This window comes from Achromobacter insolitus (assembly GCF_002209555.1).
GTDB lineage: Bacteria > Pseudomonadota > Gammaproteobacteria > Burkholderiales > Burkholderiaceae_B > Achromobacter > Achromobacter insolitus.
In genome coordinates this window covers 347,612-371,572 of sequence record NZ_NJIF01000002.1, presented here as the reverse complement: position 1 = coordinate 371,572, position 23,961 = coordinate 347,612, and the positions used below count along the sequence as shown (strand labels likewise).

Annotated in this window: 27 protein-coding genes; 9 read left to right on the top strand and 18 right to left on the bottom strand. The window is 66.2% G+C overall.

Going from position 1 to position 23,961, the window contains the following annotated elements; all coding sequences use genetic code 11:
- Positions 1-11 precede the first annotated feature (11 nt).
- From CEY08_RS07230 to ssuE, 5 genes are all read right to left on the bottom strand, one after another.
- The gene (locus CEY08_RS07230; RefSeq protein WP_076817081.1) at positions 12-1,445 is read right to left on the bottom strand and encodes a DUF3300 domain-containing protein; all 1,434 of its coding nucleotides are present in this window, start codon (positions 1,443-1,445) and stop codon (positions 12-14) included.
- Positions 1,446-1,568: 123 nt separating this feature from the next.
- Positions 1,569-1,784: a TOBE domain-containing protein gene (locus tag CEY08_RS07225; RefSeq protein ID WP_006227327.1), complete on the bottom strand. Its 216-nt coding sequence runs from the start codon at positions 1,782-1,784 to the stop codon at positions 1,569-1,571.
- 63 nt (positions 1,785-1,847) lie between these two features.
- Entirely contained in the window at positions 1,848-2,744 is an 897-nt protein-coding gene (locus tag CEY08_RS07220; protein WP_082900742.1) for an ATP-binding cassette domain-containing protein, read from the bottom strand.
- Positions 2,741-3,226 (bottom strand): ABC transporter permease, encoded by a 486-nt coding sequence (locus tag CEY08_RS07215; protein WP_076817078.1) that lies wholly within the window; start codon positions 3,224-3,226, stop codon positions 2,741-2,743. Before CEY08_RS07215 ends, CEY08_RS07220 begins: the two co-directional genes overlap by 4 nt.
- Positions 3,227-3,229: 3 nt before the next feature.
- Positions 3,230-3,850, bottom strand: a complete 621-nt coding sequence (gene ssuE, locus CEY08_RS07210) for an NADPH-dependent FMN reductase (protein WP_076817076.1) — start codon at positions 3,848-3,850, stop codon at positions 3,230-3,232.
- 244 nt (positions 3,851-4,094) lie between these two features.
- Between ssuE and CEY08_RS07205 the strand changes: the two genes are divergently transcribed.
- Positions 4,095-4,532, top strand: coding sequence for a universal stress protein (locus CEY08_RS07205; protein ID WP_042795621.1), 438 nt, complete (start codon positions 4,095-4,097; stop codon positions 4,530-4,532).
- Positions 4,533-4,547: 15 nt separating this feature from the next.
- On the opposite strand, the gene CEY08_RS07200 is transcribed toward CEY08_RS07205, so the two are convergent.
- From CEY08_RS07200 to CEY08_RS07185, 4 genes are all read right to left on the bottom strand, one after another.
- The gene (locus CEY08_RS07200; RefSeq protein WP_042795622.1) at positions 4,548-5,555 is read right to left on the bottom strand and encodes a 2Fe-2S iron-sulfur cluster-binding protein; all 1,008 of its coding nucleotides are present in this window, start codon (positions 5,553-5,555) and stop codon (positions 4,548-4,550) included.
- Between the two features lie 12 nt (positions 5,556-5,567).
- Positions 5,568-6,047, bottom strand: a complete 480-nt coding sequence (locus CEY08_RS07195; protein ID WP_042795623.1) for a GlcG/HbpS family heme-binding protein — start codon at positions 6,045-6,047, stop codon at positions 5,568-5,570.
- A gap of 42 nt (positions 6,048-6,089) precedes the next feature.
- Positions 6,090-7,550: an aldehyde dehydrogenase family protein gene (locus CEY08_RS07190; RefSeq protein WP_042795624.1), complete on the bottom strand. Its 1,461-nt coding sequence runs from the start codon at positions 7,548-7,550 to the stop codon at positions 6,090-6,092.
- Positions 7,551-7,720: 170 nt separating this feature from the next.
- Positions 7,721-9,253 carry a hypothetical protein gene (locus CEY08_RS07185; protein WP_042795625.1) on the bottom strand — a complete coding sequence of 511 codons (1,533 nt, stop codon included), beginning with the start codon at positions 9,251-9,253 and terminating at the stop codon, positions 7,721-7,723.
- A 228-nt stretch (positions 9,254-9,481) separates the two neighbouring features.
- Between CEY08_RS07185 and CEY08_RS07180 the strand changes: the two genes are divergently transcribed.
- Both CEY08_RS07180 and CEY08_RS07175 read left to right on the top strand, forming a co-directional pair.
- Positions 9,482-10,225, top strand: coding sequence for a sulfite exporter TauE/SafE family protein (locus CEY08_RS07180; RefSeq protein ID WP_082884469.1), 744 nt, complete (start codon positions 9,482-9,484; stop codon positions 10,223-10,225).
- A 79-nt stretch (positions 10,226-10,304) separates the two neighbouring features.
- A complete protein-coding gene (locus CEY08_RS07175; RefSeq protein WP_042795626.1) occupies positions 10,305-11,024 on the top strand; it encodes a GntR family transcriptional regulator in 720 nt (239 codons plus the stop codon).
- 10 nt (positions 11,025-11,034) lie between these two features.
- Here the strand turns inward: CEY08_RS07175 and CEY08_RS07170 are convergent, their stop codons facing one another.
- The 4 genes from CEY08_RS07170 to CEY08_RS07155 form a co-directional block, all read right to left on the bottom strand.
- Positions 11,035-11,385: a 2Fe-2S iron-sulfur cluster-binding protein gene (locus CEY08_RS07170; protein ID WP_063639267.1), complete on the bottom strand. Its 351-nt coding sequence runs from the start codon at positions 11,383-11,385 to the stop codon at positions 11,035-11,037.
- Positions 11,382-11,711: a hypothetical protein gene (locus CEY08_RS07165; protein ID WP_042795628.1), complete on the bottom strand. Its 330-nt coding sequence runs from the start codon at positions 11,709-11,711 to the stop codon at positions 11,382-11,384. The genes CEY08_RS07170 and CEY08_RS07165 overlap by 4 nt, the downstream gene beginning before the upstream one ends.
- 5 nt (positions 11,712-11,716) lie before the next feature.
- Positions 11,717-12,016, bottom strand: coding sequence for a 2Fe-2S iron-sulfur cluster-binding protein (locus CEY08_RS07160; protein ID WP_042795629.1), 300 nt, complete (start codon positions 12,014-12,016; stop codon positions 11,717-11,719).
- 71 nt (positions 12,017-12,087) lie between these two features.
- Complete coding sequence (locus tag CEY08_RS07155; RefSeq protein ID WP_042795630.1) at positions 12,088-12,819, bottom strand: iron-containing redox enzyme family protein; 732 nt, start codon at positions 12,817-12,819, stop codon at positions 12,088-12,090.
- Between the two features lie 237 nt (positions 12,820-13,056).
- Here CEY08_RS07155 and CEY08_RS07150 point away from each other — a divergent pair, with 237 nt between their 5' ends.
- The gene (locus CEY08_RS07150; RefSeq protein WP_063639264.1) at positions 13,057-13,272 is read left to right on the top strand and encodes a hypothetical protein; all 216 of its coding nucleotides are present in this window, start codon (positions 13,057-13,059) and stop codon (positions 13,270-13,272) included.
- Positions 13,273-13,323: 51 nt separating this feature from the next.
- On the opposite strand, the gene CEY08_RS07145 is transcribed toward CEY08_RS07150, so the two are convergent.
- A complete protein-coding gene (locus CEY08_RS07145) occupies positions 13,324-13,716 on the bottom strand; it encodes a ribosomal maturation YjgA family protein (RefSeq protein WP_076817073.1) in 393 nt (130 codons plus the stop codon).
- Positions 13,717-13,841: 125 nt separating this feature from the next.
- Between CEY08_RS07145 and sorA the strand changes: the two genes are divergently transcribed.
- The 3 genes from sorA (at position 13,842) to CEY08_RS07130 (ending at position 17,256) form a co-directional block, all read left to right on the top strand.
- Positions 13,842-15,077 carry a SorA family sulfite dehydrogenase catalytic subunit gene (gene sorA, locus CEY08_RS07140; RefSeq protein ID WP_063961320.1) on the top strand — a complete coding sequence of 412 codons (1,236 nt, stop codon included), beginning with the start codon at positions 13,842-13,844 and terminating at the stop codon, positions 15,075-15,077.
- A gap of 10 nt (positions 15,078-15,087) precedes the next feature.
- Positions 15,088-15,432 (top strand): SorB family sulfite dehydrogenase c-type cytochrome subunit, encoded by a 345-nt coding sequence (gene sorB / locus CEY08_RS07135; protein ID WP_042795634.1) that lies wholly within the window; start codon positions 15,088-15,090, stop codon positions 15,430-15,432.
- A gap of 138 nt (positions 15,433-15,570) precedes the next feature.
- On the top strand, positions 15,571-17,256 hold the full coding sequence (locus CEY08_RS07130) for an MFS transporter (protein ID WP_076817072.1): 1,686 nt from the start codon (positions 15,571-15,573) through the stop codon (positions 17,254-17,256).
- Between the two features lie 34 nt (positions 17,257-17,290).
- Here the strand turns inward: CEY08_RS07130 and CEY08_RS07125 are convergent, their stop codons facing one another.
- Genes CEY08_RS07125 through CEY08_RS07115 form a run of 3 tightly spaced genes read right to left on the bottom strand, consistent with a single transcriptional unit; the run spans position 17,291 to position 20,255 of the window.
- Positions 17,291-18,028, bottom strand: a complete 738-nt coding sequence (locus CEY08_RS07125) for a phosphoribosyltransferase (protein ID WP_063961318.1) — start codon at positions 18,026-18,028, stop codon at positions 17,291-17,293.
- A 26-nt stretch (positions 18,029-18,054) separates the two neighbouring features.
- A complete protein-coding gene (locus tag CEY08_RS07120; protein ID WP_063639260.1) occupies positions 18,055-19,248 on the bottom strand; it encodes a M20 aminoacylase family protein in 1,194 nt (397 codons plus the stop codon).
- 26 nt (positions 19,249-19,274) lie between these two features.
- Positions 19,275-20,255 carry a Bug family tripartite tricarboxylate transporter substrate binding protein gene (locus tag CEY08_RS07115; protein WP_076817070.1) on the bottom strand — a complete coding sequence of 327 codons (981 nt, stop codon included), beginning with the start codon at positions 20,253-20,255 and terminating at the stop codon, positions 19,275-19,277.
- Between the two features lie 128 nt (positions 20,256-20,383).
- Between CEY08_RS07115 and CEY08_RS07110 the strand changes: the two genes are divergently transcribed.
- Positions 20,384-21,334 (top strand): LysR family transcriptional regulator, encoded by a 951-nt coding sequence (locus CEY08_RS07110; protein ID WP_076817068.1) that lies wholly within the window; start codon positions 20,384-20,386, stop codon positions 21,332-21,334.
- Here CEY08_RS07110 and CEY08_RS07105 read toward each other — a convergent pair.
- On the bottom strand, positions 21,331-22,341 hold the full coding sequence (locus CEY08_RS07105; RefSeq protein ID WP_076817065.1) for a tripartite tricarboxylate transporter substrate-binding protein: 1,011 nt from the start codon (positions 22,339-22,341) through the stop codon (positions 21,331-21,333). The genes CEY08_RS07110 and CEY08_RS07105 overlap by 4 nt on opposite strands.
- A 184-nt stretch (positions 22,342-22,525) precedes the next feature.
- On the opposite strand from CEY08_RS07105, the gene CEY08_RS07100 reads away from it, so the two are divergent.
- The gene (locus tag CEY08_RS07100; protein ID WP_063961330.1) at positions 22,526-23,956 is read left to right on the top strand and encodes an MFS transporter; all 1,431 of its coding nucleotides are present in this window, start codon (positions 22,526-22,528) and stop codon (positions 23,954-23,956) included.
- The last annotated feature ends 5 nt before the right edge of the window (positions 23,957-23,961 follow it).

Sequence of the window (23,961 nt, the reverse complement as noted above, 5' to 3'; positions counted from 1 at the left end):
GTTCATGGTGCTTACCTCCGGCCACCGCCGCCCCGGCCGCCGCCACCGCCGCCGCGATGGGGAGCGCCCCCGCCGCCGCGGTGCGGCGCACTCGCGCCGGGGCTGCGATGCCCCCCTCCGCCGCGGCTCATTTCGCCTCGCTGGTTCTGCTGCCGCATGCGGTCGCCGTCGCCCGCACCGCTCAACGCGGTGTGGCTGTTGGACGCACGCGCGCGGTCGCGCGCGGCGGATTCGTCGGCGCGCTGGCGCTGGGCCGCGGCCTGCCGGTCTTGCGTGGACACGCTGGACGCACCGGCCGACCGCCCTTGCGCCCTGTCCTGCGTGGACACACTGGAGGAACGGTCCCGGCCGCCCTGCGGCCCCTGACCCTGTCCACGGCCGGCGGCGCCTTCGCCCCGGCCCGCGCCCTGTCCGCGCGCCCCGTCCGGGCCGGAATGACCGGCAATGGGTTGCCCGGTGCGACCTTCAAACGACTGGGCCGCCCGCTGGCGGGCGGCGTCGCGGGAACCGGCCGCGGGCGCCGCGGCGGCGGCTCGGCCGCCCTGACCCGCCCCCTGCGCACGGTTCTGCAGGCCCGCCTGCCGCTGACTATCGAAGCGCTGGCGGCTGGCCTGGTCGGCATAGGGCGTACTGCCGCGATTGGCGGCATTGTGCTGCCAGGTGGACCGGTTATTGGTGACGTTATTGCGGTCTATGCGATTGTTGACGTTGATGTTGTTGTAGCGGTCGACGTCGATGTCGATGTCGCCATGCCCCCAGTTGGCATCGCCCCACATGGAGTTGATGGCCGCGACCCCCAGCCCGAACCCGATGCCGGCGACCAGCGACGTCGCAAACATCGATCCCGGCGGCGGGGGATAGTAGTAAGGCGGATAGGAGGGGTACGCCCACGTCCCGTACACCACGGTCGGGTTGTAGCTGGGCACGTACACCACCTGCGGGTCCGCCGGTTCGATCACCACGACGGTCTTTTCGTTTTCAGTCGTGGTCTTCACGGTCTGCTGTGGCGTGCTCTTCAGGTTGCCCGCCTTTTGAGCCTGCTTGCGCAGCCGCTGGACCGAGTCCATGACGGCCTCGGGTTGCGCCAGGAAGGCGTCGCCGACGGATTTCACCCAATCCGGCTGGCGACCCATCATATCCATGACCGAGGGAAACGCCACCAGGGATTTGACGCTGGGATCCCAGGACTCGCCCTCGACCGCCTGGACCGCCTTGTCGCCGGATTCCGACGTGTGCGCCGCCGACCATTTGGCAGCCGCCGCGACATCGTCGGGGTAGGTCGCTCCCATGAGTATTTGCGAAAGCAGCGAATCCGGATACAGCGCCACGGGCGCCATCAGCTGATCCAGTTGCGCGTTGTCCAGCTTGGTCTGCGCCGTGGCGGGGAAGCAGACAGCCAGCCCCAGGCATAACCAGCCGATGAACCACCGTTGCAGTCGACGCATTTTCCGTTCTCCGTGAATCGCAAAGCATGAAGCCACAAGCCAGGAGGAAACTGCCGGATATCGCGCTGACAATATATGCCTAACACCGGCGCAGGGGAAGCGCCGGCGCACATCTATTCCCGGTCACAGTTTGGCGACGGAAACCTCGGTCGCCTTGACGAAGGCCAGCACCTCGGTGCCGACCTGCAGATCCAGTTCTTTGACCGACCGGGTCGTGATCACCGAGGTCACAATGCCGGCCGGCGTATCCACGTCCACCTCGGACACCACCGGCCCCAGGATGATCTCCTTGATCTTGCCGCGGAACTGGTTGCGGGCGTTGATGGATTGAATGCTCATGGTCTTGCTCCTGGAGTAATGGGCGGCGCCATGCCACCCGGGCGTGAATCACGAAGCGCGGCCTCAGACCGCCAGCTTCAGATGGCGAATCTGGATGACGGGCGCCAAGGGTCTTTCGGTATCCGGCGTGTCTGGTTGCCGCAGCGCAGCGCGCAGCACCCGCGCTTGCAGCGCGGCAAACGCGGCCGAGCCGCGCGCGCGCGGACGCGCCAGGCCGACACGCTCGTCCAGCGCCACGCCGCCTTCGTCCAGCACCAGGATGCGATCCGCCACCGTCACGGCCTCGGCCGCGTCGTGAGTTGCCAGCACAGCGGTAAAACCCTGCTGGCGCCAGCAATCTTCCAGCAAGCGTTGCATCTCGATCCGGGCCAGCGCGTCCAGCCCCGCGTAGGGCTCGTCCAGCAGTAGCAGCCCCGGGCGGCGCGCCAATGCGCGCGCCAGCGCCACGCGTTGGCGTTGCGGTTCGGAAACCTGAGCCGGCCAATCGCCTCCGTGGCCGTCGAGGCCTACCTGCCGCAAGGCGTCGGCCGCCTGTGCCGTTCCGGCCAGACCCAGGGCCACGTTTTGCAGCACGGTCTTCCAGGGCAGCAGACGCGCGTCCGGCAGCAGCAGGCGCACGCGGCTATCGGGCGCCCAGCTGGGAAAGTTGTCGAACAACAGGGGCGACCGGCTGGGCTCGCCGCCGCGCTCGTCGGTGGGCGCCAATTGGCCCGCCAACAGCCGCAACAGGGTGCTCTTGCCGCTGCCGACGCTCCCGACCACGGCCACGAACTCGCCTGGCGCGATTTCCAGATCCAGCGCCTGCAGCGCGACGCGCCCGTCAAAACGCCTGGCCAGCTTGCGCAGGGTCACGCGCAGCGCGGGTTGCGCGCCAGCGTCGGGCTCCGCATCCGGTTCGATCTGGCCGTGCGACTCCAGGTATTGCAGCAGCTCGAACTCATTGGGGTTGGTGAACATCATCGCGGCCTCCAGCGCAGCAGCCAGCGCTCCAGAACACCAATCAGCGCCCCCGACGCCGCGCAGAGGGCCGCGTAAAGCGCGATGCCCAGCAACAATGCCGCGGCGCCCGACGGTTTGCCGGCCGGCAGCGGCAGCAGGCCCGAGGGCGTCACGAAGAGTTCCAGCGCGATCAAGGTCAGCCATAAAAGTCCCAATCCCTGCCTCAGCCCCGTCAGGATGAACGGCAACGCGCCGGGCAGGAGCACATGCAGAAAAAGAGACCAACCACGCAAATCATGAGAGCGGCCGGTCTCGACCAGCGCCGGATCCACCGCGCGCAGCCCGCGCGCCGTCTGGACCAGGACCGGCAGGAACAAGCTCAGCGCACACAGCAGCGGCCTGGGCGCAACGTCGCTGCCCAGCCATAACGCCACCAGCAGCGCCGGCCCCAGCCCGCGCAGGATCCAGGTATCGACAGCAGGGATGGGACGGGCGCGCAACATAGGTCAGACGCTGAATCCGCCCGCCAGGGCTAGCCGACCCAGATCGTAGGATTCATGGGCGATGGCGCCGCGTGGCAGCGTTTGTTCGGACAGGCGTTCCACCGAATCCTCCAGGCGCCGGCGCACCTCGGCGTCTATCTCGCCCACGCCGAACTCGTCCACCTGTACCTGCGCGTCGGTGGCGTAGACGCCCGCCAGGATGTGCCGCGCACCCAGCGCCGACAGCACGGGCTTCAACCCGTACTCCAGCGCCAGCAGATGCGCCGGGCTGCCGCCCGTGGCGATGGGCAGCACCACCTTGCCCGCCAGCGCCTTGGGGTCCAGCAAGTCCAGCACCGCTTTCAAGCCGCCGGAAAAGGATGCCTGGTATACGGGTGTCGAGATCAGCACGGCATCGACCGCCGCCACCCGCGCGCGCAACGCGTTGGCCGCGGCGCCGGCGTAATGGCCTTCGATCAGTTCTTCGGCGGGGATATCGCGCAGGCCCAGTTCACCGACCGCCAGGCCTCGCGATTGCAGGATCCCGGCGGCGTGCCGGAGCAACAGCGAGGAACGGGAGCGCTGCGACGGACTGCCCGCAATGGCGAGCACTCGGGCGAAGACCTGGCGACGTAGCGATGACATGGGAATTCGATTCCGGGAGGGGGGTTCATGGAGACGAACCGATTCTGTCATCGCTGCGAGGCGGCGAAAAATACTTAGTCGATATGAGGTTATGTGGATCGCCGGGTTCGGCTTCTTTTGGAAATATGCGGGATTACCGCAAGCCGCCAGCCTCGTCCTTCTGCAGGACTGGATTGCAGGGAACGGCAAGCCTATACTGGATTGGCGAGTTGCTCCCTATTCCTTTTCCTAAAGGAGAGGCAACATGTATAAGCACTTGCTCGTCGCCGTGGACGGCTCCCTGTTGTCCGAATCGGCCTTCAAGCGCGCTCTTGTTTTCGCCAAGGAAATGGGCGCCACCATCACGCTCATCCGCGCCATCCCGGAGGACCATCTGCTGGTCTATCAGGCCGAGATGCTGGGCACCACGCAGGCGCACCACACTGACCAGGCTCGCAAGAACGCGCAAACCTATCTGGACAACCTGGAAATGGAAGCGCGCCATGCACTGGTGCCGTGCAACGCGGTTGTCACTGTCAACGACCATCCCCACGAGGCCATCGTCGAGGCGGCGCAGAACCAGGGGTGCGACCTGATCGTAATGGGTTCGCATGGCCGGCACGGCATGACGGGCTTCTTGCTGGGCAGCGAAACGCAACGCGTGCTGGCTCGCACCCGCCTGCCGGTGCTGGTATACCGTTAGGGCCGCGCTGGCCTCTCAGGCGGCGGCCAGCGCGTGCTGGAAGGTAAAGCTGTCGGAATACATATGTTCCAGGCTCGCGCCGCGCGCGGCCAGGAGGCTCTTGGCCTCGTGGATCATGTCCGGGGCGCCGCACAGGTAGAAGGCGTGTTCGGACAGGTCTTCGTGGTCTTCCATGACCGCCTGCTGCACGTAACCACGGCGCCCTTGCCAGTCCGCGCCCGCCCGCGACAGCACCGGCACGAAGGTAAATTCGTACAGCCGCCCTGCCCAGCTTTCGATCTCGTCGCGCAGGTACAGGTCCGCCTCGGTGCGCATGCCCCAGTAAAGCGTGACGGGCGGGCAATCCTCGTTGTCCAGCAGCGATTCCAGGATGGCCTTGATCGGCGCGATGCCGGTGCCCGTGGCCATCATGATGAGCGGCCGCCAGTCTTCCTCGTGATAGCTGAATACGCCCAGCGGCGCTTCGATCTCTACGTCGGCTCCTGCTTGCGCCTGGCCCAGCCAGTGGTCGGTATAGCGGCCGCCGGGGATGCGGCGCACGTGAAAATCCACCAGATTCCCGGCAGGCGCGGATGCCATGGAAAAGCTGCGTGTCTCGCCGTCGGGCAGCACCACATTCATGTATTGGCCCGGCACATAGTCCAGGCCCTCCTCGGGCAGCGCCAGCGTCAGGTGGATGACGTCCTCGCAATACCGTTCGATGCGGTGAATGGTGGCGGGCAAGCGACGCGGTTCCGGAAACGATTGCCGGCTGCTCGCCACACTGATGCATAGATCGCCCAATGGCCGCGCCTGGCAAGCCAGCGCGTAGCCTTCGGCGGCTTCTTCGGGTGTCAGGGCCATGGGAAATTCCTCGTACTCCACGGCGCCGGACTCCAGTTTGATGCGGCAAGTGCCGCAGCCGCCGAAGGTGCACTCGTGCGGCAGCTTCACCGCCGCACGATCCGCGGCCTGCAGCACGGATTCGCCTTCTTCAACCTGGAATGACTCGTCGGTTTGCAGGATATGCACGCGGTATGCCATGGCCGGCCTCGCTTATTTCTTGATGTCCGCCTCGACCAGCACTTTCATGCCGCGCGGCTCCAGCAGTGCCGCCAACGCCGCCAGCGCGGCCAGGCCAGCCTTGGTGTCCTGTTCGCCGTTGCCGCCGCTCAGGCCGACGCCGCCGATCACCTCATCGTTCACCACGATGGGAAAACCGCCGACAAACACGGCGAACTTGCCGTCAAAACTCCACTGGATGCCGAAGGCCTCGTTGCCGGGCAGCGCCGGGCCGTTGGGCGGCGTATTGAAAAGGTGCGTGGAACGCTTGTGCCCCGCCGCCGTGAAGGCCTTGTTCCAGGCGATCTGCGGGCCGGTGATGCGGGCGCCGTCCATGCGCTCCAGTGCTATCGGATAGCCGCCGTCGTCGACGATGCATATCGACTCCAGCACGCCGATCTCTTCCGATTTCGCGATGGCCGCGCGCACCATTGCGCGCGCTTCTTCCAGTTCCAGACGATAGACCTGCTTCATGGGAATGACCTCTCCTGAGTGCCGTTATGGGATCGCGCGGAATCAGCCGGCGCGGTAGACAGTTTTGATCTGTGTGTAGAACTCCAGCCCCACGCGGCCCGATTCGCGAAACGTGGACGTACTGGAATGCTTGAGGCCGCCGAACGGCGCGTTGATCAGGTTGCCGGTGGTGGTCCGGTTTATCTTCACTGTGCCGGCCTGGATATCCCGAGCGAAGCGGTGCGCATAGCGCGCGTCGGTGGTCGCAATGGCCGCCGACAACCCGTACTCGGTGTCGTTGGCCTTGGCAATGGCGTCCTCGTAGCCGTCCACCTCGATCAGCGCGATCACGGGACCGAATATTTCTTCGCGGGCAATGCGCATTTGCTGGGAGACGTCGGTGAACAGCGCTGGCGTTACGTAATAGCCGCGTTCGAACCCGGCGCCGGTCAGGCGGTCGCCGCCATACAGATGGGTGGCCTCCTGCTTGCCGACCGCCACGTAACCCAGCACGTTGTCCAGTTGCTTGGCCGTGGCCAGCGGGCCCAGGTCGAAGTTGCCGTCCAGGCCATTGCCGATGGTCAGCGTCTTGATGCGGGCCAGCAGCTTGTCCGTGTAGGCTTGGCGCACCCGTTTGTCCACCAGTACGCGGCTCGTGCCGGTGCAGGCCTGGCCGCTCAGCGAAAAGCCGCCCTTCACGGCCAGGTCCACGGCACGGTCCAGGTCGGCGTCCGCCAGCACGATCAGCGGATTTTTGCCCCCCAGCTCCATCTGCGTGCGGGTGGTCAGCCCCGCGGTGCGGTGGATCTGTTCGCCGGCGGCAGTGGAGCCGGTAAAGGAAATTGCCCGCACCGCCCGTGCCGCCGTGATGGCTTCGCCGACGGCGCCGGCCGGACCGGTCAGGAAGTTCAGCACCCCGGCCGGCAGGCCTGCCTGCACGAAGGCCTCGGTCAGGCGGTAGCCCGACATGGGCGCATCGGAAGACGGCTTGAATACCACCGTGTTGCCGGTGATCAGCGCCGGAGCGATCTTGCGCGCGGGGATGGAAATCGGAAAGTTCCAGGGGGAGATCACCGTCACCACGCCCAGCGGCTCGCGCTGGCTGTAGACCACCATGTCGGGATCGTCGTTGGGATAGGTTTCGCCCGTGTAGGACTGCCCCTCCACCGCATAGAAGCGGATCGTCTGCGCCGAGCGCAACACCTCGTCCTTGGCCAGGTTCAGGCTCTTGCCCTCTTCGCGCGTCAGTTCGCGCGCGATGTCGCTGGCATGGTCTTCCAGGTACTGGGCCGCGCGGAACAGAATGGCGGCGCGCTTGGAGATCGGCGTATCACGCCAGCCCGCGAAGGCAGCCTCGGCCGCGGCCACCGCCTGGCGGGCGTCTTCCGCATCAGACACCTGGAAGCGGCCGACGATGTCGTCGGTATCGGCAGGATTGATATTGGGCGCCGTCTTGCCGGTACCGCAGGGCACCCAGGCGCCGCCGATGTGGTTCAGGAACGTTTGCTGCGAAAGATCGTCCACGGGAGCTATTCCTCAGTCTGCGCCCGGCTTACCGCAATGCCGGGGCGGGTTGGCTTATGAACATTGTATACTTTAATCAATATGGTTCGATACGTGTAAACCCCTGCTTCGCCAGGCCAGATCCAGAAAAAAAGGGCCCCGCAGGGCCCCAAAGCAGCCCACAAGCAGGATCAGCTCCAGATCAGCACCGCGCAGATCGTCGAAACAAACAGCGCCAGCAGCACGGGCAATAGCAGGGCGCGCACCAGCGACAGCACGTTCACCCGCGCAAAGCCCGCCACGGCGATCAATGAGGACCAGGCGATCAGCGTGCCGCCTCCGGTCCAGACCGCGCCCATCTGCCCGACTGCCGCCAACGTCGCAGGGTCCACGCCCACGACCGGCCCCAGCGCACCGGACAAGGTGCCGGTCAGGGGCAGGCCCGCGAAGCCGGAACCGTCGATCCCCGTGATCATGCCGACCAGCAGCACCCCAAATGCCACCAGGAAATGATTTTCGGGAATCAGGTGCTGGCCGGCGGAAATCACCTCGAACAACAGGCCGGGCGCCTGCGCTTGCGGCACACCCAGGATCTGCGCGGCGGTCTCATTGGCGCCCACGAAGAAGAAGCCCGCAATCGGCAGCACCGAACCCATGGCCTTGAAAGCAAACACAAAGCCGTCGGTGACGTGTTCCGGACAGACGTCCAGCATCTTGCGCGGGCCTTCCGCGGCCAGCGTTACCAGCATCATCACGACAAAGGCCACGCCGCCCACCAACGCCGCCGCGTCGCCGCCGCGCAACGCGGGCAGCGACGGAAACAGGCGCGGCAGCACCATGACGGCGATCACCGCCAGAAAAGCCAAGGGCGTCACGACGGCGAAGGTCTTGGACCAGCGCACGCGGCGGCGCTCTTCTTCGCTGAGGGCCGGGCCGCTGGGCAGCGCGGGATCCGCGCCCATGGTGCCGCGAGCGAGCTCGGCCTTGTCGAAGGATCCCGACTGCTCGATGCGCGCCAGGCTGCCATCCTGGGCCCGGGCCTGCCAGGCAGACAGAAGCGCCGCATCGGCGGGCACGATGTGCTTGCGGATCAACAGGTAGGCCGCAACCAGCGCGACCCCGCCGGTAATCAGCGACAGCACCAGCGCGCGGTCGGCGACCACGGCGGCGCTGACCGCCGCGCCCGCCGCCTTGGCGCTGATGCTGGGCGCTACGCCGATCACATAGTCCGAGGACAACGCCATGCCTTGGCCTGCGATGGCGATGGCCATGGCGCCGGCCAAGGGCGGCAGGCCGGCCGCGATGGCCGCGGGCAGCAGGATGGCGGACACCAGCGGCACCGCTGGCGTGGGCCAGAAAAAGAGCGAGATCACATAAGTACAGAGGGCGATGATCAGAAAGGAGGAATGCCCGCCCCGCATGACCCGGCGAAACGGCTGCACCATCCGCACGTCCGCCTGCAGGGTCTTCAGCGCGTTGAGCAGCGCGGTCATGAAGGTGATTACGAGAAAGATATTGAACAGCTCCTTGGCCGCCACGAAGCTGGCCGAGAAGATGCCTATCAGGGCGCTGATCGGATTGCCCGTGATGGCAAGCACCACCAGAAAGGTGCCGATCACCGACGGCACCACCACGTTGGCCCGCAAAATCATCGTCAGGATGATGGCGGCGACGCTGATCAGGTACATCCAGTGAGCAGCGTTGAGCACTACGTCCGCTTGCATGTGCTATTCCCCTTGTATGCGTGGCTGTCGTAGCGCCACGTTCGGTATACTATATTTCGTTTGCGGCTATACCAATCAAAATATGCACCGCCTAGGGAAAGCGATAATTCTGAAAAATCCATGAATAGCGCCAATAAATCAGGGGATTACCCTAGGTTTTGAAGCAGTTTTTGGAATTCGTAAAAATCCTGGATAGACTATCGTATACATAGTAGACACGTTCCAGGCATGACATCCTCCCTGCCGTACCCCGATCTCCTGCAGTACGCCACCATGGCCGCCGTCGTATTCGGCGCCGCGATCGCGCAGGGCGTGGGCGGCGTGGGTTTCGCCATGTTCGCCGCGCCGGTGGCGGCCATGTTCTTCCCCCAGTTGGCGCCGGGGCCGCTGCTGACGCTGGGCGGCTTCATTTCGCTCTTGACCGCGCTGCGCGAGCGCACCGCCATCCATTGGCCTTCGGTGTCCTACGCTCTTGCAGGACGCGCCGTCGGCACACTGATCGCCATCTACGCCATGACGCGCTTTGCGCCGCAGGCGCTCGGCGTACTGTTCGCGGTCCTGATCCTGATCGCCGTGGCGCTGAGCGCGGCGGGCCTGCATTTTTCAGCCACGCCCGGACGCGTCTCGGGCGCGGGCGTGGCCTCGGGCATCATGGGAACCATGACCTCGGTGGGCGCGCCGCCCATCGCCATCGTGATGCAGCACGCCGCGCCCCCGCGCCTGCGCGCCACCCTCGGCATGGTCCTGTTCCTGGGATCGATCTTCTCGCTTGCCATGCTGGCGTGGGCCAAGCGGTACACGGGCTATCACGCCGGGCTGGCGCTCAGCCTGGCGCCTTTCCTGCTGGCCGGTTTTGCAGTCTCCAACCGGCTGCGCCACCGCCTGCCTCCGCGCGCCGTGCGAGGCGTGCTGCTGGCGGTGTGCGCCTTGGGCGCGCTGGGCGTACTGGGCAAGGCTTTTTGGGGACACTGATGCAGTTCGACCCTCAAGCCGCGCAGCTACACCCGGTAATACAATGGAGACTGTATCCATTAAGCCAAACCTGCTCGCCATGACCACCTCACCCGTCAGCCCGCAAGCCGCAGAAACGCAGCACTCCGCCTCGCTGAAAATCGGCGAGCAGCATCCGCAGTTGTTCGCCGTCATCCGCGACAAGCTGCGCGAGCGCATTCTCAGTGGCGAGTTCACGCCCGGCGACCGCCTGGTCGAGGGCCGTTTGTCCGAAGAAATGGGCGTGTCGCGCATCCCGGTGCGCGAGGCGTTGCGAGCCCTGGCCGCCGAAGGCCTGGTGACTATCGAACCGCGGCGCGGCGCCTCAGTGTCGGTGCTGTCCGACGCGGTCGCCTATGACATGGTGGAGGTCCGCGCCACCCTGGAAGGCCTGAATGCGAAGCTTGCGGCGCAACGCCGCGACGATAAAACGGTGGAACGGCTGCAGGCTTTCCTGCGCGAAGGCACGGAAGCCGCCCGCGGTGAACAACTGGACAAGTTCCTGGCTTTGAATTCCCAGTTCCACGAAATGCTGGCCACGATCGGCGGCAATGTGGTGCTGACTGACTTGATGCGTTCGCTGCGCGACCGCACGGCGCTGTTGTTCGCGCCCAGCAACATGCTGCGCGCCAAACAGAACTGGGACGAACACTCCCAGATCCTCAATGCCGTCATCGCCGGCAACGGCGACCTGGCCGCGCTGCTGGCCAGCCAGCACGTGCACAACGCCGCCAAAGCCTACACCGAGGCGCAGCAGCAGCCGCACGCATCGGTGGCCTAGGCGGCGGGCTTCAGGGCGCGGCTTCGACAGGATCGGACGCCGCGCCGACCACCACGCCCTTGCCGTTCTGGATCACCCACGAGACCTTCACGTCGCCATTGACAAAGGTCTGGCAAGCCATGCGATAGCCGGCCTCGAAATCCTCCGGGCGCAGGTGCTTGCGCTCTTTTGGCTTGATGGCGTCGGTGTTTTCCAACCCTTCTTCGATACGGCATTTGCAGGTGCCGCACAGGCCGCCGCCGCACTTGAAGGGTATGCCGCCCTTTTCCTTCAACGACACGCGCAGCAGGTTGCTGTTCTCCGGCGCCGTGGCGACTTTGCCGCCATTGGAGAGGAATGTAATCTGAACCATATTGCTCAATGCTCCGCGGCGACGGCGCCAGGGCGCAGCGTCAAAGTCGATTCCATGCTGCCAAAGCGCGTCAGGTGGGCCAGCTCCTTGCGGGCCGCCTCCACCGACGCAAACTTTTCGAGGAATTTGGATGGCACGCGGTTGACCACGTAGGGCGGCGTTTCCTCGGTGACGATCAGCTTGGTATCCCCGCGCAGGCGCCCGATGCGGTAGACCGCCAGGGCGCGGCCGTAGAACGCGTAATCGTAGGTTTCCAGGATATCCACCGCAGCTTCGTCCGCTTCCGTGCGGAACACACCGGGCTTGCTGGTCAATATGACGTATACCGGGTCCATCGCCGCTATGCCTCCACGTCCTGGACCAGTTCGATGTCGTTGCTCACCCAGAGCTGGCACGCCAGCCGGTAGCCCTGCTCGATACGGTCGCCCAACTGCTTCTTTTCCTTCCAGTTCACCGGAGGCAGATGCTCGCCCCCGGCCAACACGCGGCAGGCGCACTTGGCGCACTTGCCCATGCCGCATTCGTAACGCAGATGCGGATACGGAAACTGCTTGATGCCGGCCCGCACCACCAGGTTGGTGTTGTCCTTCACCACATCGGTGTAGGTCTGGCCGCCTTTATGAAACACAATGGTAGGCATGGGTTTTCTAGTCCAGGAGCTGCGGGACCGGAGCCGCCCCGCGCATGGCGCAGGACGGCTCCGCGCGCTGATCAGGCAGCAAGACCCAGTTCGGGCAGCGTGATTTCCTGCTGCACGTAGTCGGTATAGAGCGCGGTCGTGTACAGCAGCCGCATCTGCGCGCCGATCTCGCAGATCTTCAGGCAGCGCTGCTGCAGGTCCACCGTGTTGGCGTGCTCCAGCACGATCTGATAGCCGCGTTCGCCGTGGATTTCGTCAGACACGATGTGCAGATCGAAAAACTCCACTTCCTCGTCGGTGAAGCCGTACTTTTCACGCAGGGTGGGAGTTTGCTTACGGTAGATGGACGGAACCTGCGATTCCAGGCCCACCACCAAGCCGGCCACCGCCACGATCGGATCCTCTCGCATCGCCACGGCGTAACACCAGCTTTGCAGCGCACGCGTGGTGGGCGACATGTTGTCGGGATTGGTCACCCGTTCGCGCGTGGTGCCGCAGGCCTCGGCAAAGCGGATCAGCAGGTCCGTGTGGCGGTCGCCGCCGATTTCCTCTTCATACATATTGGCCAGCAGGAAATCCTTGGCCTCGGTATAGGAGTCCGGCGTGCGGGCGTACAGGTAACCCAGGTAATCGGCGAATGGGCCGACGTAGTGGTAGTGGTTCTCTGCCCAGCGTTGCAGATGCTCGCGGGTGAGCTTGCCTTCTGCCCAGGCAATGGAAAACGGCGAGGCGTTGGCGCTCTTGCCCTTGATCGCGTTTTCCAACGCGGTACGGAATTCATCTCGGTTCATCAGTTCAGCCATGACGCGCTCCAGGTCCAGTGGTGAGGATTCCAGGCTGGTCTTAGCCCGGGCATGCTGAACATTGTATACCGTCTACTATTTTGGACTGCTAGGGCAATCCCGAAGATCCTCCTAGATTCGATTGAATAAACAGGGACAGTCTTTCCAGATCAATGACTTGGGATCGCTTCCAGGGACTGGCAGGCGGGCGGATAGGCTGGTACAATGAATACACTTTCAATGCAATACGGAAATACCATGACTACCCGCCATCCCCTGGGAGACGCCCCGATCGGCCAACAACTACTGACGCATTACGCCCGCCGCGACGCGGTGCGTCACGCCACCCCGCTGTTTCCTTCGTCCTGGGCCGAGTGCTTTGCGCCGTTTCGCAACGCCAAGTTGCAACCGCTGCGCACGGCCAAGCCAGCCGCGCGCGCGCACGACGACGCGCCGGTCTGCCAGGCAGGCTGAATCTCCGGTAAGGCCTGGCGCTCGTGGCCAGGCAGCAATATTGAAAAGCGCCTAGGCGCCGCGCAACGCGGCGCCGCGCCGGTTCCAGGCGGCCAGCGCCAACACCAGCGCGAACCCCACCGTATAGGCCAGCATGTCCCACCAGTCGGGCACGCTGCCCAGGATCACGCGCAATAGCGGCTGTTCCAGCCGCCAACCGAATTGACGAGCCAAGTACTGGCCCAACTCCACGGCATAGCCGGTGAAGAGTGCGGCCAGCGCCAGCGTCAAGACTTCCGCGCGGATGAAGCTGCGGTACACCAGATAGGCCCAACCCACCGCCACCACGTCGCCCACGAACCCCCGCAGGAAGGGATAGGGCGCGCCCAGAGTGGCGATGAGTGCTTCCAGCGCGGTTACGGCCAGCAGCGCGGCAAAGGCGCGCTTATTGAATGCCAGGATCATCGAAACGAAAAACGCGGAAAGTGGAACGGGCAGCGCGGACGTTAACGCATTTGTCAGGCCACGGCGCGTAGTCTCGTCTGAATGCGCCGGGGGCAGGGCGCTGACAAGAACGAGGAGACACCAAGATGAGCACATTCGACCCCAATGGGCGCCGACGCTTCCTGCGCCAGGCCTGTACCCTGGGCGCCACCGGCACACTGGCTGGCCATGCGCTGACCAGCCTCGCGGCCCCGGCCACCGTCACACTGCCCTTCGCCAATGGCGAGCGCGACCTGATCGCCTATCCGCAAAAACGGCCCCTGATCCGCCAGACTTCGCGCCCGCCGCAACTGGAAACGCCGTTCTCCGTCTTCAACGAAAACATCATCACGCCCAACGACGCCTTCTTCGTGCGCTATCACCTGGGCAATATCCCCACCAATATCGACCTGAACACCTACCGCATCAAAGTGAGCGGACTGGTGGACAAGCCCCTGGAGCTGTCTCTGGCCGACCTGAAGCAGCAGTTCGGCAAACCGGTGGAACTGGTGGCGGTCACCCAGTGCTCGGGCAACAGTCGCGGCTTTTTCGCGCCGCGCGTGGGCGGCGGGCAACTGGGCAACGGCGCCATGGGCAATGCCCGCTGGCTGGGCATTCCGCTCAAGCGCGTACTGGAAAAGGCCGGCATCCGCGCCAACGCGCGCCAAGTCACTTTCGAAGGCCTGGACCGCCCGGTGCTGCCCGGCACACCGGAGTTCGTCAAGGCGCTGGATGCCGCCCATGCCCTGGACGGCGAAGTCATGCTTGCCTATGCCATGAACGGCGCCGACCTGCCCATGCTCAATGGCTATCCTGTACGGCTGGTGGTGCCGGGGTACTACGGCACCTACTGGGTCAAACATCTGGCCGACATCAAGGTGCTGGACAAGGAATTCGACGGCTTCTGGATGCAGAAGGCCTACCGCATTCCTGACAACGATTGCGCCTGCACGCCGCCGGGCAAGGCGCCGGAAAAGACGCGCCCGATCGGCCGCTACAACGTGCGCAGTTTCATCACCAGCCTGAACGAAGGCGCGCGCGTCGCCCGCGGCAAGACGGTGCAGGTGCGCGGCATCGCCTTCGACGGCGGAAAGGGCATACGCGAGGTGCAGTTTTCGTCCGACGACGGGAAGACCTGGCACGCTGCCAAGCTGGGCAAGGATCTGGGCCGCTACTCCTTCCGCGAATGGCACGCCGAATTCACGCCCAAGGCCGCCGGCGACTACATGCTGAAAGTCCGCGCCACCAACACGGCTGGCGACACGCAGCCCCTGGATCCGCTGTGGAACCCGGCTGGCTATATGCGCAACGTGGTCGAAGCCGTCCGTGTCACCGCCGCCTGAGGAGAGCGCCATGAACCGCCATTTCCGTCGCTGCCTGCCCGCGCTCTCGCTGGCCCTCGCCTGCCTGGCTCCCGCCGCGCAGGCGTTGGAAATCAAGCTGCCCCAGGAGACCGCCACGCTGCACCCCGGCACCGGCGCGGGCGCCCAGCACGCGGCCCTGTGCCTGATGTGCCATTCGGTGGACTATGTATCGTCCCAACCGCCCATGCCAGCGGGCTTCTGGGACGCCGAGGTCAAGAAGATGGTGGGCACCTACGGGGCGCCGATACCCGCCGACCAGGTCCCGCTGATCGTCGAATATCTCAACCAGGCCTATCCGCCCGCCCCGGCGCCGGCCGCGCCCGCCAAGCAGTAGGTTCCGGCCGGCAAAAGCCCCTGGCGGCGCGGCGGCCAGGGGCTTACGCGCTCCCATCGATCGGCGGCTTAGGCGTACCATTACCCGACCCAGACTACGCCCGACAGGAGCGCCCACCCGGCGCGCCGGAAGAATTCCATGCTGCAACCCGTCTCGGCCAACAACGATCTGCCCGCCGACGCGCCGGCCGCCCCCGTGCTGCAAGTAAGCACGCTCTCTCCCTTCGCGTTTCCCGCCTTCCGCATCATCTGGATCGCGAACCTGTTCGCCAACCTGGGCACGTGGGCGCAATCCGTCGCCGCCGCCTGGATCATCACCACCGAACAAAGCAGCCCCCTGATGGTTGCCATGATCCAGGTGGCTGCCGCCTTTCCGCTGGTGGCGTTGTCCATCCTGACCGGCGTCCTGGCTGACAATTACGATCGCCGCAAGGTCATGCTGACCGGGATGCTGCTGGAGCTTTCAGGCGGCGTATTCATTACCATCCTCGCCTTCGCCGGACTGCTGCATCCCATTACGCTCATTGCATCCGTCTTCTGCATCGCCATCGGCAGCGCCATCGTCACCCCGGCCTGGCAGGCCGCGGTGGGCGAGCAGGTGCCGCGCGCCCACGTCGGCAGCGCGGTGCTGCTGAACAGCGTCAACTTCAACGTGGCGCGCGCGGTCGGTCCGGCCATCGGCGGCCTGCTGCTGGGCGCCATGGGCGCGCCCTGGGTGTTCCTGCTTAACTGCTTCTGCTACGGCGGCCTCATATGGGCGATCTGGCGCTGGAAGCGCGACCTGCCCGTGCGTCGCCTGCCTCCCGAGGGCATTCTTGAGGGCGTGGTGGCGGCGCTGCGCTATACCCAGCACTCCACCGTTACCCGCGTCGTCATGCTGCGCTCTTTCGCCTTCGGGCTGTCGGCCAGCGCGCTGTGGGCACTGTTGCCCTTGCTGGCGCACGAGCATGAAGGCGGCAGCGCCCTGCTGTATGGCTACATGCTGGGCGCGCTTGGGCTGGGCGCCATCCTGGGCAGCGCCGTCGTGCGCCGGGTGCAAACCACCTTGGGCGCGGGCGGCCTGATCAGTGTCGCGGCCGGCCTCCTGGCCGCGTGCCTGCTGGCCCTGGGACTGACCGACACCCTGTGGCTGGCGTTCCCGGCGCTGCTGATTTCCGGCAGCTGCTGGATCGGCGTGCTGGCCACCTACAACACCACCGTCCAGATGCTGGTGCCGGACTGGGTCAAGGCGCGCGCGCTGGCGCTGTACCAGACGGCCATCTTCGGCGGCCTGGCCGCCGGCTCCTTCATGTGGGGCCATTTCGCGAGCACCATGGGGGTGTCCGGCGCCCTGGCCGCCGCCGGAATCACCCTGGGCATAACGGTCGCGCTCATGTATCGCTCGCGCCTGCCCGAACATTTGGACACTTCCTCGCTTGCGCGCGCCGACGCCACCGAACCGGCGATGGCGGCAGTAGGTTTCAACACCCAGCACGGCGCCGTGCTGGTCGCGGTGGAATACCTGATCGAAAAGGAAAAGCTGTCCGCGCTGATCGGGGCGGCGCGTCCGCTGCGCCTCATGCGGCTGCGCAACGGCGCGCAGCAATGGCAGCTGTTCCGCGACCTGGAGCGCGAGGGTATCTGGCGCGAGGTGTTCCTGGTGGAAAGCTGGATGCAGTACCTGCGCATGATCGACCGCATGACGCTGGAGGACAAGATGGTGCTGGACAAGGTGCGCGCGCTGCATGCTGGCGACAAGCCGCCGGTCGTGTCGCGCAACGTCAGTTACCTGGCCATGAACGAAGCACAGGGCTTTTCGCTGCGCCGCGATCCGGAGTCCCTCTAGCAGGCAAGCACCCGTGCCGCCGGACGCGACCGCTTCAGGCCGCCGCCTCCGGCACCCAGCCCCCAGGCGTGCGGCGCATGCGCGGCGACTCGAACGCGCAAGCCACCGGTATCGGCGTGCCGTCCGCGCGCATCAGCCGCTCGCGCCACCGCGTGCCCTGGCACATGGCCACGACAATGCCCGCCACCTCGGCGCCGCAGCGCGCCAGCAACTCCAGCGCGGACAGCATCGTCTGCCCCGTGCTGACGGCATCGTCCACCACCAGCACGCGGCGCCCTGCCAGGCTTTGCGCGAGGTTGGGATCCACATACAGCAGTTTGCCGGTATCCGGCGTGGTGAGCGACTTCACCGGCACGGCCAGGCGTTCGTCGTACCAGTATTTGCGCGAATAACCGAAGGGCACGTAGCGCGTAAAGCCCAGGCCCCGCGCGACCATGGGCGCGAAAGCCAGCCCCAGGGTGGGCAGGCCCACGACAACCTCTGCCTGGAAGGCGCGCGCCCGCTCGGCCATAAAGCCCGCCAGCGCATCGACCACCTCCAGGCTCGCATGGTTGGCGATCAATGAGGCGACGCAGCGCTGCGGATCGCCCGGCACGGCGCGCAATGGAAGCACCAGGTAGCGGCCGTCCGGCAGCCGTGCCGGATAGCCGCGGGAATAGGGCGGATCGACCGGGAGCGCCAGCGTCTCGGCGCTGACGATCTCCTGCCAGTAATCGGTGGTGGCGTCGAAAGCCGGCGCGCCGGCGGCGGTCAGGTCGTGTGAGGCAGTCATGCGTCGCGGAAAAAAGCGGCAGCCGGTCAGCGCGCGCCGGAAGCCAGATAGGCTTCCGCCAGCGTCACCCAATAGCTTGCCGTGACCGGCAGGATGTCGTCGTTGAAATCGTAGTCGGGGTTGTGCACCATGCAGCCGCCTTCGCCCTCGCCATTGCCGACGATGAAGTAGCTGCCCGGCACTTCCTCCAGCATGAAGGCGAAATCGTCGCTGGCCTGCAGCGGTTCCAGCTCAGGGATCAACAGGTGCTCGCCAAGCCAGCCGCGCGCGACCTCGGCCGCGAATTGCGTGGCGTCGCGGTCGTTGACGACCGGCGGATAGCGCCAGCGGTAGTCCACGTTGACGCTGGCGCGATGCACCGCGGCCTGCGCGGTGGCGATCGCGGTGATGCGCTCGCGCAGCAGCGCGCGCGTCTCGGGGCGGCGCGCCCGCACCGTCAAGCGCAATTCAACCGTCTTCGGAATCACGTTGGGCGCGTCGCCGCCGTGGATGGCGCCGATGGTCACCACCGCCATGTCATTGGGATCGATCTCGCGCGACACAATGGTCTGCAGGGCCAGCACGATGCTGGCCGCGGCCACGATGGGATCCACCGCCACATGCGGCATGGCGCCATGGCCGCCGACGCCGCTGACGGTCAGGATGACCGTGTCGGACGAGCTGTACATCACGCCGGAGCGAAAGCCGAAGTGACCCGCCGGATAACCCGGCTCATTGTGAAAGCTATAGACCGCGTCACACGGAAAACGCTCGAACAAACCATCGGCGATCATCCGCTGCGCGCCGCCCTGGCCTTCTTCGGCCGGCTGGAAGATCAGGTGCACGGTACCGTCGAAACGGCCGCGTTCGGCCAGCGCGCGCGCCGCGGCAAGCAGGGTGGCCGTGTGGCCATCGTGGCCGCAGGCGTGCATCTTGCCGGGATTCTGGCTGGCGTAGGGCAGGCCGGTGGTCTCATGGATGGGCAAGGCGTCCATATCGGCGCGCAGGCCCAGCCGGCGCGCGCCGCTGCCGCGGCGCAAGGTGCCCACCACGCCGGTCACGCCCAGGCCACGATGCACCTCGTAGCCCCAGGCAGCCAGTCTTTCGGCGACCAGCTCGGCCGTGGCGACCTCCTGATAGGCCAGCTCGGGGTTGGCGTGGATGCGGTGGCGCAACGCCACCATCTCGTCCTGGATGGCCTGGATCTCTGGCAGCACGGGGCCGCGGGCGGATGTATTCATGGCATGGCTTCCTGCAATCGGCAGGCCTATTCCTGCTGAATGTTGGCGCTTTTCACGATGTGCGCGTACAAGGCTTTTTCCTTCTTCAGGAAAGCGGCGAAATCCTGCGGCGAGCCCTGCCCGGGAATGGCGCCGCCTTCGGCCAGGCGCTTTTGCACCTCGTCCATCCGCAGCACCGCGTTCAGCTCCTGGTTCAGCCGCTGGACCACGGCGGGATCGGTGCCTGTAGGCACGAACACGCCGGTCCAGGTGTTCAATTCAAAGCCCTTGAGCGCCGGCGTCTCGCCGAACGCCTGCACCTGCGGCAACGTGTCGACGCGCGCGGCCGAGGTCACGCCCAGCGCATGCAGTTTCTTCTGCTGCACCAAAGGCGTGGCGCTGGTGGTAACCAGCAGGCCCAGGTCGACCTGCCCGCCCATGACGTCATTGGTGATCTGCGCACCGCCACGGTAGGGTACGTGCACCAGTTTCACCTTGGCCTGATCCTGCATCACTTCCATCGCCAGATGCAGCACGGTGCCCACGCCGGACGAGGCGTAGGTCAGCGTATCGGGCTTGTCGCGGGCCAGCGCAATCAGCTCGTCCATGTTCTGCACCGGCAGGCCCGGACGCGCCAGCAGCACCACGGGCGCGGTAGTCACCAGGGCCACTGGCGCCAGGTCGGTCTCGGCGTCGTACTTCACGGCAGAGTTGATCAGCCGCGCCACGCTGATCGGACCGTCGAAACCCATGACCAGCGTGTAGCCGTCCGGCTTGGCGTGCACGGCCTTGGCCACGCCCAACACGCCACCAGCGCCCGCCACGTTGTCGACGATGACGGACTGCTTGAGACGGTCCGACAGCTTCTGCGCCACCAGGCGCGCCGTCGTGTCCACGTTGCCGCCCGGGCTGAACGGCACGATCAGGGTCAGGGGCCGGGCTTCGGGCCAAGTGTCGGCGCTGGCCGCCGGGGCAAGGCAGAGCGCGGCCGCCAGCGCGGACACGGACAGGAACAGGCGTTTGAGCATGGAAGGAACGATCGGAACGAAATGCGCGCGCGCGAAGGGGCGACGCGGAGGAGGGCGACGGCGCCATCCTAACCAGATCCTGGTAATAACTGAAATGCTATATTTTTATAGATTCATCAGATAAATCTATGACCAAGCCCCCCATTACCGACGGCCGCGCCGCGCCGGCACGCCAGCCCACGCTGCGCCAGCTGCGCGGTTTCAAGGAAGTGGCCCGCCACGCCAGCTTCAGCCGCGCCGCCGAGGCCCTGTCGCTGAGCCAGCCCGCCCTGTCGGCAGCCATCCGCGAGCTGGAAACGCTGATGGGCGTGGCGCTGTTCGAACGCAGCACCCATCACGTGCGTTTGACCCCCGCCGGACATGCCGCGCGTGCCCAGATTGAATGGCTGCTCAATAGCTACACGCAGGGCGCTGAAGACCTGCAGCGCTTGCTGGACACGCAAGCCGCAACGGTACGGATCGGCTGCATCCCCTCCACCATGCACTTGCTTGCGCCCGTAGTGGCGCAGTGGCGTCTGCGCCATCCCGAAATCGTGCTGATCCTCAGCGACCATCTCAACGACGAGCTGATGGCCGCGCTGGGCAACGGCGAACTGGACATCGGCCTGGGCCTGGACTTCGGACTTACGCCCGGCGTGGCCGCGGCGTTCGTGGCCGAGGACCACCTGGTGGCCGTCCTGGCCGACACCCACCGGCTGGCGCGCCGCCAGACGGTGACGTGGCAGGACCTGAAGGCCGAACCGCTGGCCGTGCTGTCGCGCGGCAGCACCTATGAAATGATCGTGGCGACGCTGCGCCAGCAGGGCTCGGACCTCGCCGCGACGGACACCCTGAACTACACCGACACGCTATACAGCCTCGTGCGAGCCGGCTTGCGCGTCGGCCTGATCTCGCGCCTGTACACGCAAGGACAACGCCAGGACGGCCTGGCCATCGTGCCGCTGCAGCGCCCGCAACTCGCGCGGCGCATCTGCCTGATGACGCGCGCTCCCGAACAGCAAGCCCGCGCGGCGGTCCGTCTCTGCCATGCCGAATTGGCCGCGCTGCTGCGCGAGCGCGCAGCCCTCCAGGCGTTCTAACTGGCCGGCTGCGACCGGTCCTCAGGATCCCCCGCGTCCGATCGCGCGCGCCAAGCCTCGGCGCGCTCCGCCCAGGCGTCATGGATGGCATTCATATTGCGGGCCAGCGTGGCGGCATCACCGAAATTCACCCGCGAACCCTGCAGGCGCAACTGGCCCCGCACTTCTTCGGACTCCAGCGCCCGCGCCACCTGCTGCTGCAATTGCTCGACACGGGCCGGCGCCACGCCACGCGGCGCAAACAGGCCGGCCACGCCGCCCCGCTCCAGTCCCGCGAAGCCCTGTTCGGCGAAGGTAGGGACATCGGCCAGCTCCGGATGCCGAACGGGACCTGAAACAGCCAGCACGCGCAACCGTCCTGCGCGTGCCTGCTCCAGCAGTTCAGCCAGGGACGTCAGGCCCAGCGCCACGTAGCCGGCCTGCAAATCGGTTACCAACGGCGCGCCGCCGCGATACCGCACGGCGGTAACCGCCACCTCATAACGCTCGCGCAGCAGTTCAACGACCAATTCCGGCACACTGCCCGGCGCCGGCACGCCCACCGACAACGCGCCCGCATGCATGGAAAGATCGCGCAGGCTGTGCAACGGTGAGTCCGCCCTCACGGCCAGCGCGATGGAACTCTTGTCCGTCACCTGCGCCACCGCCGCAAAGTCATCCGGCGAGGCATAGCCGGCCCCCGCCATGATGTGCGGCACAATGGCCAGCGTATGTTCGTTGGAGAACAGCAGGGTATGGCCGTCCGGCCGCGCAGCCAGCAGTTCCCGCGCCGCCAGCAGACCGCCTGCGCCGGGCCGGTTCTCTACCACCACGACTTCTCCCAGGCTGGCCTCCAACTGGCGCGCCAGCAGGCGGGCGATGATATCCACGCCGCCCCCGGGAGGGAAACCAACCAGAATACGCGTCAAGGGCACGGCTCGCAGACGCCCTGCCGCCGTGGCTCCCAGGGCGCCCAGCGCGAGCGCCGGCAAAAGCCTGCGTCGGCCCAGGGATACGGCAAGTTTCATATTCCACAACTCCTCGCTGGCGCGGACCGGCTCCGCGCAGTGGCGGGAGGATAAGGAGAAACGCCCGGCAAGGAAAGCGGGTCCTCGGCATTGCCGGCGGGCCGGCTTTCTTAACACGTTCTAGAATCAGTGGTCACGGCGCCCGGCCCTCTGCCCGGGCGCCTCGTCCCTGTTGATCCTGCACATGCTCTCGTTCTCCCGTCATACCGTCTATCCGGCCGGCGTCGGCCTGCCGGCAGCCGAGCGCCCCGGCGCGCTTCTGGCCGTCATGTTGGCGCTATGCATGGCCAGCCTGGACACCGCCATCGCCAACACCGCGCTGCCCACGATCGCCCGCGATCTGCAGGCCAGCGATGCGGGATCCATCTGGATCGTCAGTGGCTATCAGCTGGCGATGGTGGCGGGGCTGCTGCCTGCCGCGGCGCTGGGTGAGATCCTGGGCCACCGGCGGGTCTATATCGTGGGACTGGCGATTTTCATCCTGTCCTCGCTGGCCAGCGGTCTCGCGCCGTCACTGCCCGCGCTGGTAACGGCACGCGTGCTGCAAGGCCTGGGCGCGGCCGGCGTCATGAGCGTCAATGGCGCGCTGCTGCGCTTTATCTATCCTTCACGGCTGTTGGGCCGCGGCCTGGGGCTGAATGCCATGGTGGTCGGCATCTCTTTCGCAGCGGGCCCAACCGTGGCCTCGGCCATTCTGCTGTTGGGCTCCTGGCACTGGCTTTTCCTGATCAATGTGCCCATCGGCCTGCTGGCTTTCGCGCTGGGGCTGCGCAAGCTGCCCGAGACCGTGCGCGCCCCACATCGCTTTGACGGCCTGGCGGCGGCGCTATGCGCCTTGACGCTGGGTCTGTTCGTGCTGGGCTCGAACGAGCTGGCGCACGCCGCCCCGCTGACCCGCGTGGCGCTGGAATGGGGTGTGGCCGCGGCCAGCCTCTGGCTGCTGATGCGTCGGCAGGCGGACCATCCCGCGCCCATCCTGGCCGTGGACCTGCTGCGCCGGCCCTTGTTCGCCCTGTCCGCCGCCACCGCCGTCTGTGCCTTCGCGGCACAGGCGCTGGCCTTCGTTTCGCTGCCTTTCCTGCTACAGACCATGCTGGGCTACAGCCAGGTGGAGACGGGCTTTCTGATCACGCCCTGGCCCGTGGTGGTGGCGATCATGGCGCCGATAGCGGGGCGGCTGTCCGACCGTTACGCGGCGGGCGCCCTGGGCGGCGTGGGCCTGGCGCTGCTGGCGCTGGGCCTGGCCTTGCTCGCGATCATGCCGGCTGCGCCCTCGGTCTGGGACATCTGCTGGCGCATGGCCATTTGCGGTGCCGGATTCGGCTTCTTCCAGTCGCCCAACCTGCGCGCCATCATGATGTCGGCGCCGGCATCGCGAGCCGGCGGCGCCAGCGGCATGATAGGAACGGTTCGGCTACTGGGCCAGGCGTCGGGCGCGGCCCTGGTGGCTGCCTGTTTCAACGTTTCCAGCACGCACGGAGCGATTGCGGCGTTGTGGCTGGGCTGCCTCTGCGCCGCGCTGGCCTGCGTCGCCAGCTTTTCGCGGCTGCGCTTTGACGCATCCGAGCCGGCGCAGGCGACTGCGAGCGCCCGCGCTCCGCACAACGTGGATTAGGCACT

Excerpts from the sequence above, each read along its gene's own strand:
- CEY08_RS07230 (WP_076817081.1), bottom strand. The coding sequence starts at position 1,445 with ATGCGTCGACTGCAACGGTGGTTCATCGGCTGGTTATGCCTGGGGCTG.
- CEY08_RS07225 (WP_006227327.1), bottom strand. The coding sequence starts at position 1,784 with ATGAGCATTCAATCCATCAACGCCCGCAACCAGTTCCGCGGCAAGATC.
- CEY08_RS07220 (WP_082900742.1), bottom strand. The coding sequence starts at position 2,744 with ATGATGTTCACCAACCCCAATGAGTTCGAGCTGCTGCAATACCTGGAG.
- CEY08_RS07215 (WP_076817078.1), bottom strand. The coding sequence starts at position 3,226 with ATGTTGCGCGCCCGTCCCATCCCTGCTGTCGATACCTGGATCCTGCGC.
- ssuE (WP_076817076.1), bottom strand. The coding sequence starts at position 3,850 with ATGTCATCGCTACGTCGCCAGGTCTTCGCCCGAGTGCTCGCCATTGCG.
- CEY08_RS07205 (WP_042795621.1), top strand. The coding sequence starts at position 4,095 with ATGTATAAGCACTTGCTCGTCGCCGTGGACGGCTCCCTGTTGTCCGAA.
- CEY08_RS07200 (WP_042795622.1), bottom strand. The coding sequence starts at position 5,555 with ATGGCATACCGCGTGCATATCCTGCAAACCGACGAGTCATTCCAGGTT.
- CEY08_RS07195 (WP_042795623.1), bottom strand. The coding sequence starts at position 6,047 with ATGAAGCAGGTCTATCGTCTGGAACTGGAAGAAGCGCGCGCAATGGTG.
- CEY08_RS07185 (WP_042795625.1), bottom strand. The coding sequence starts at position 9,253 with ATGCAAGCGGACGTAGTGCTCAACGCTGCTCACTGGATGTACCTGATC.
- CEY08_RS07180 (WP_082884469.1), top strand. The coding sequence starts at position 9,482 with ATGACATCCTCCCTGCCGTACCCCGATCTCCTGCAGTACGCCACCATG.
- CEY08_RS07175 (WP_042795626.1), top strand. The coding sequence starts at position 10,305 with ATGACCACCTCACCCGTCAGCCCGCAAGCCGCAGAAACGCAGCACTCC.
- CEY08_RS07165 (WP_042795628.1), bottom strand. The coding sequence starts at position 11,711 with ATGGACCCGGTATACGTCATATTGACCAGCAAGCCCGGTGTGTTCCGC.
- CEY08_RS07160 (WP_042795629.1), bottom strand. The coding sequence starts at position 12,016 with ATGCCTACCATTGTGTTTCATAAAGGCGGCCAGACCTACACCGATGTG.
- CEY08_RS07155 (WP_042795630.1), bottom strand. The coding sequence starts at position 12,819 with ATGGCTGAACTGATGAACCGAGATGAATTCCGTACCGCGTTGGAAAAC.
- CEY08_RS07150 (WP_063639264.1), top strand. The coding sequence starts at position 13,057 with ATGACTACCCGCCATCCCCTGGGAGACGCCCCGATCGGCCAACAACTA.
- CEY08_RS07145 (WP_076817073.1), bottom strand. The coding sequence starts at position 13,716 with ATGATCCTGGCATTCAATAAGCGCGCCTTTGCCGCGCTGCTGGCCGTA.
- sorA (WP_063961320.1), top strand. The coding sequence starts at position 13,842 with ATGAGCACATTCGACCCCAATGGGCGCCGACGCTTCCTGCGCCAGGCC.
- sorB (WP_042795634.1), top strand. The coding sequence starts at position 15,088 with ATGAACCGCCATTTCCGTCGCTGCCTGCCCGCGCTCTCGCTGGCCCTC.
- CEY08_RS07130 (WP_076817072.1), top strand. The coding sequence starts at position 15,571 with ATGCTGCAACCCGTCTCGGCCAACAACGATCTGCCCGCCGACGCGCCG.
- CEY08_RS07125 (WP_063961318.1), bottom strand. The coding sequence starts at position 18,028 with ATGACTGCCTCACACGACCTGACCGCCGCCGGCGCGCCGGCTTTCGAC.
- CEY08_RS07120 (WP_063639260.1), bottom strand. The coding sequence starts at position 19,248 with ATGAATACATCCGCCCGCGGCCCCGTGCTGCCAGAGATCCAGGCCATC.
- CEY08_RS07115 (WP_076817070.1), bottom strand. The coding sequence starts at position 20,255 with ATGCTCAAACGCCTGTTCCTGTCCGTGTCCGCGCTGGCGGCCGCGCTC.
- CEY08_RS07110 (WP_076817068.1), top strand. The coding sequence starts at position 20,384 with ATGACCAAGCCCCCCATTACCGACGGCCGCGCCGCGCCGGCACGCCAG.
- CEY08_RS07105 (WP_076817065.1), bottom strand. The coding sequence starts at position 22,341 with ATGAAACTTGCCGTATCCCTGGGCCGACGCAGGCTTTTGCCGGCGCTC.
- CEY08_RS07100 (WP_063961330.1), top strand. The coding sequence starts at position 22,526 with ATGCTCTCGTTCTCCCGTCATACCGTCTATCCGGCCGGCGTCGGCCTG.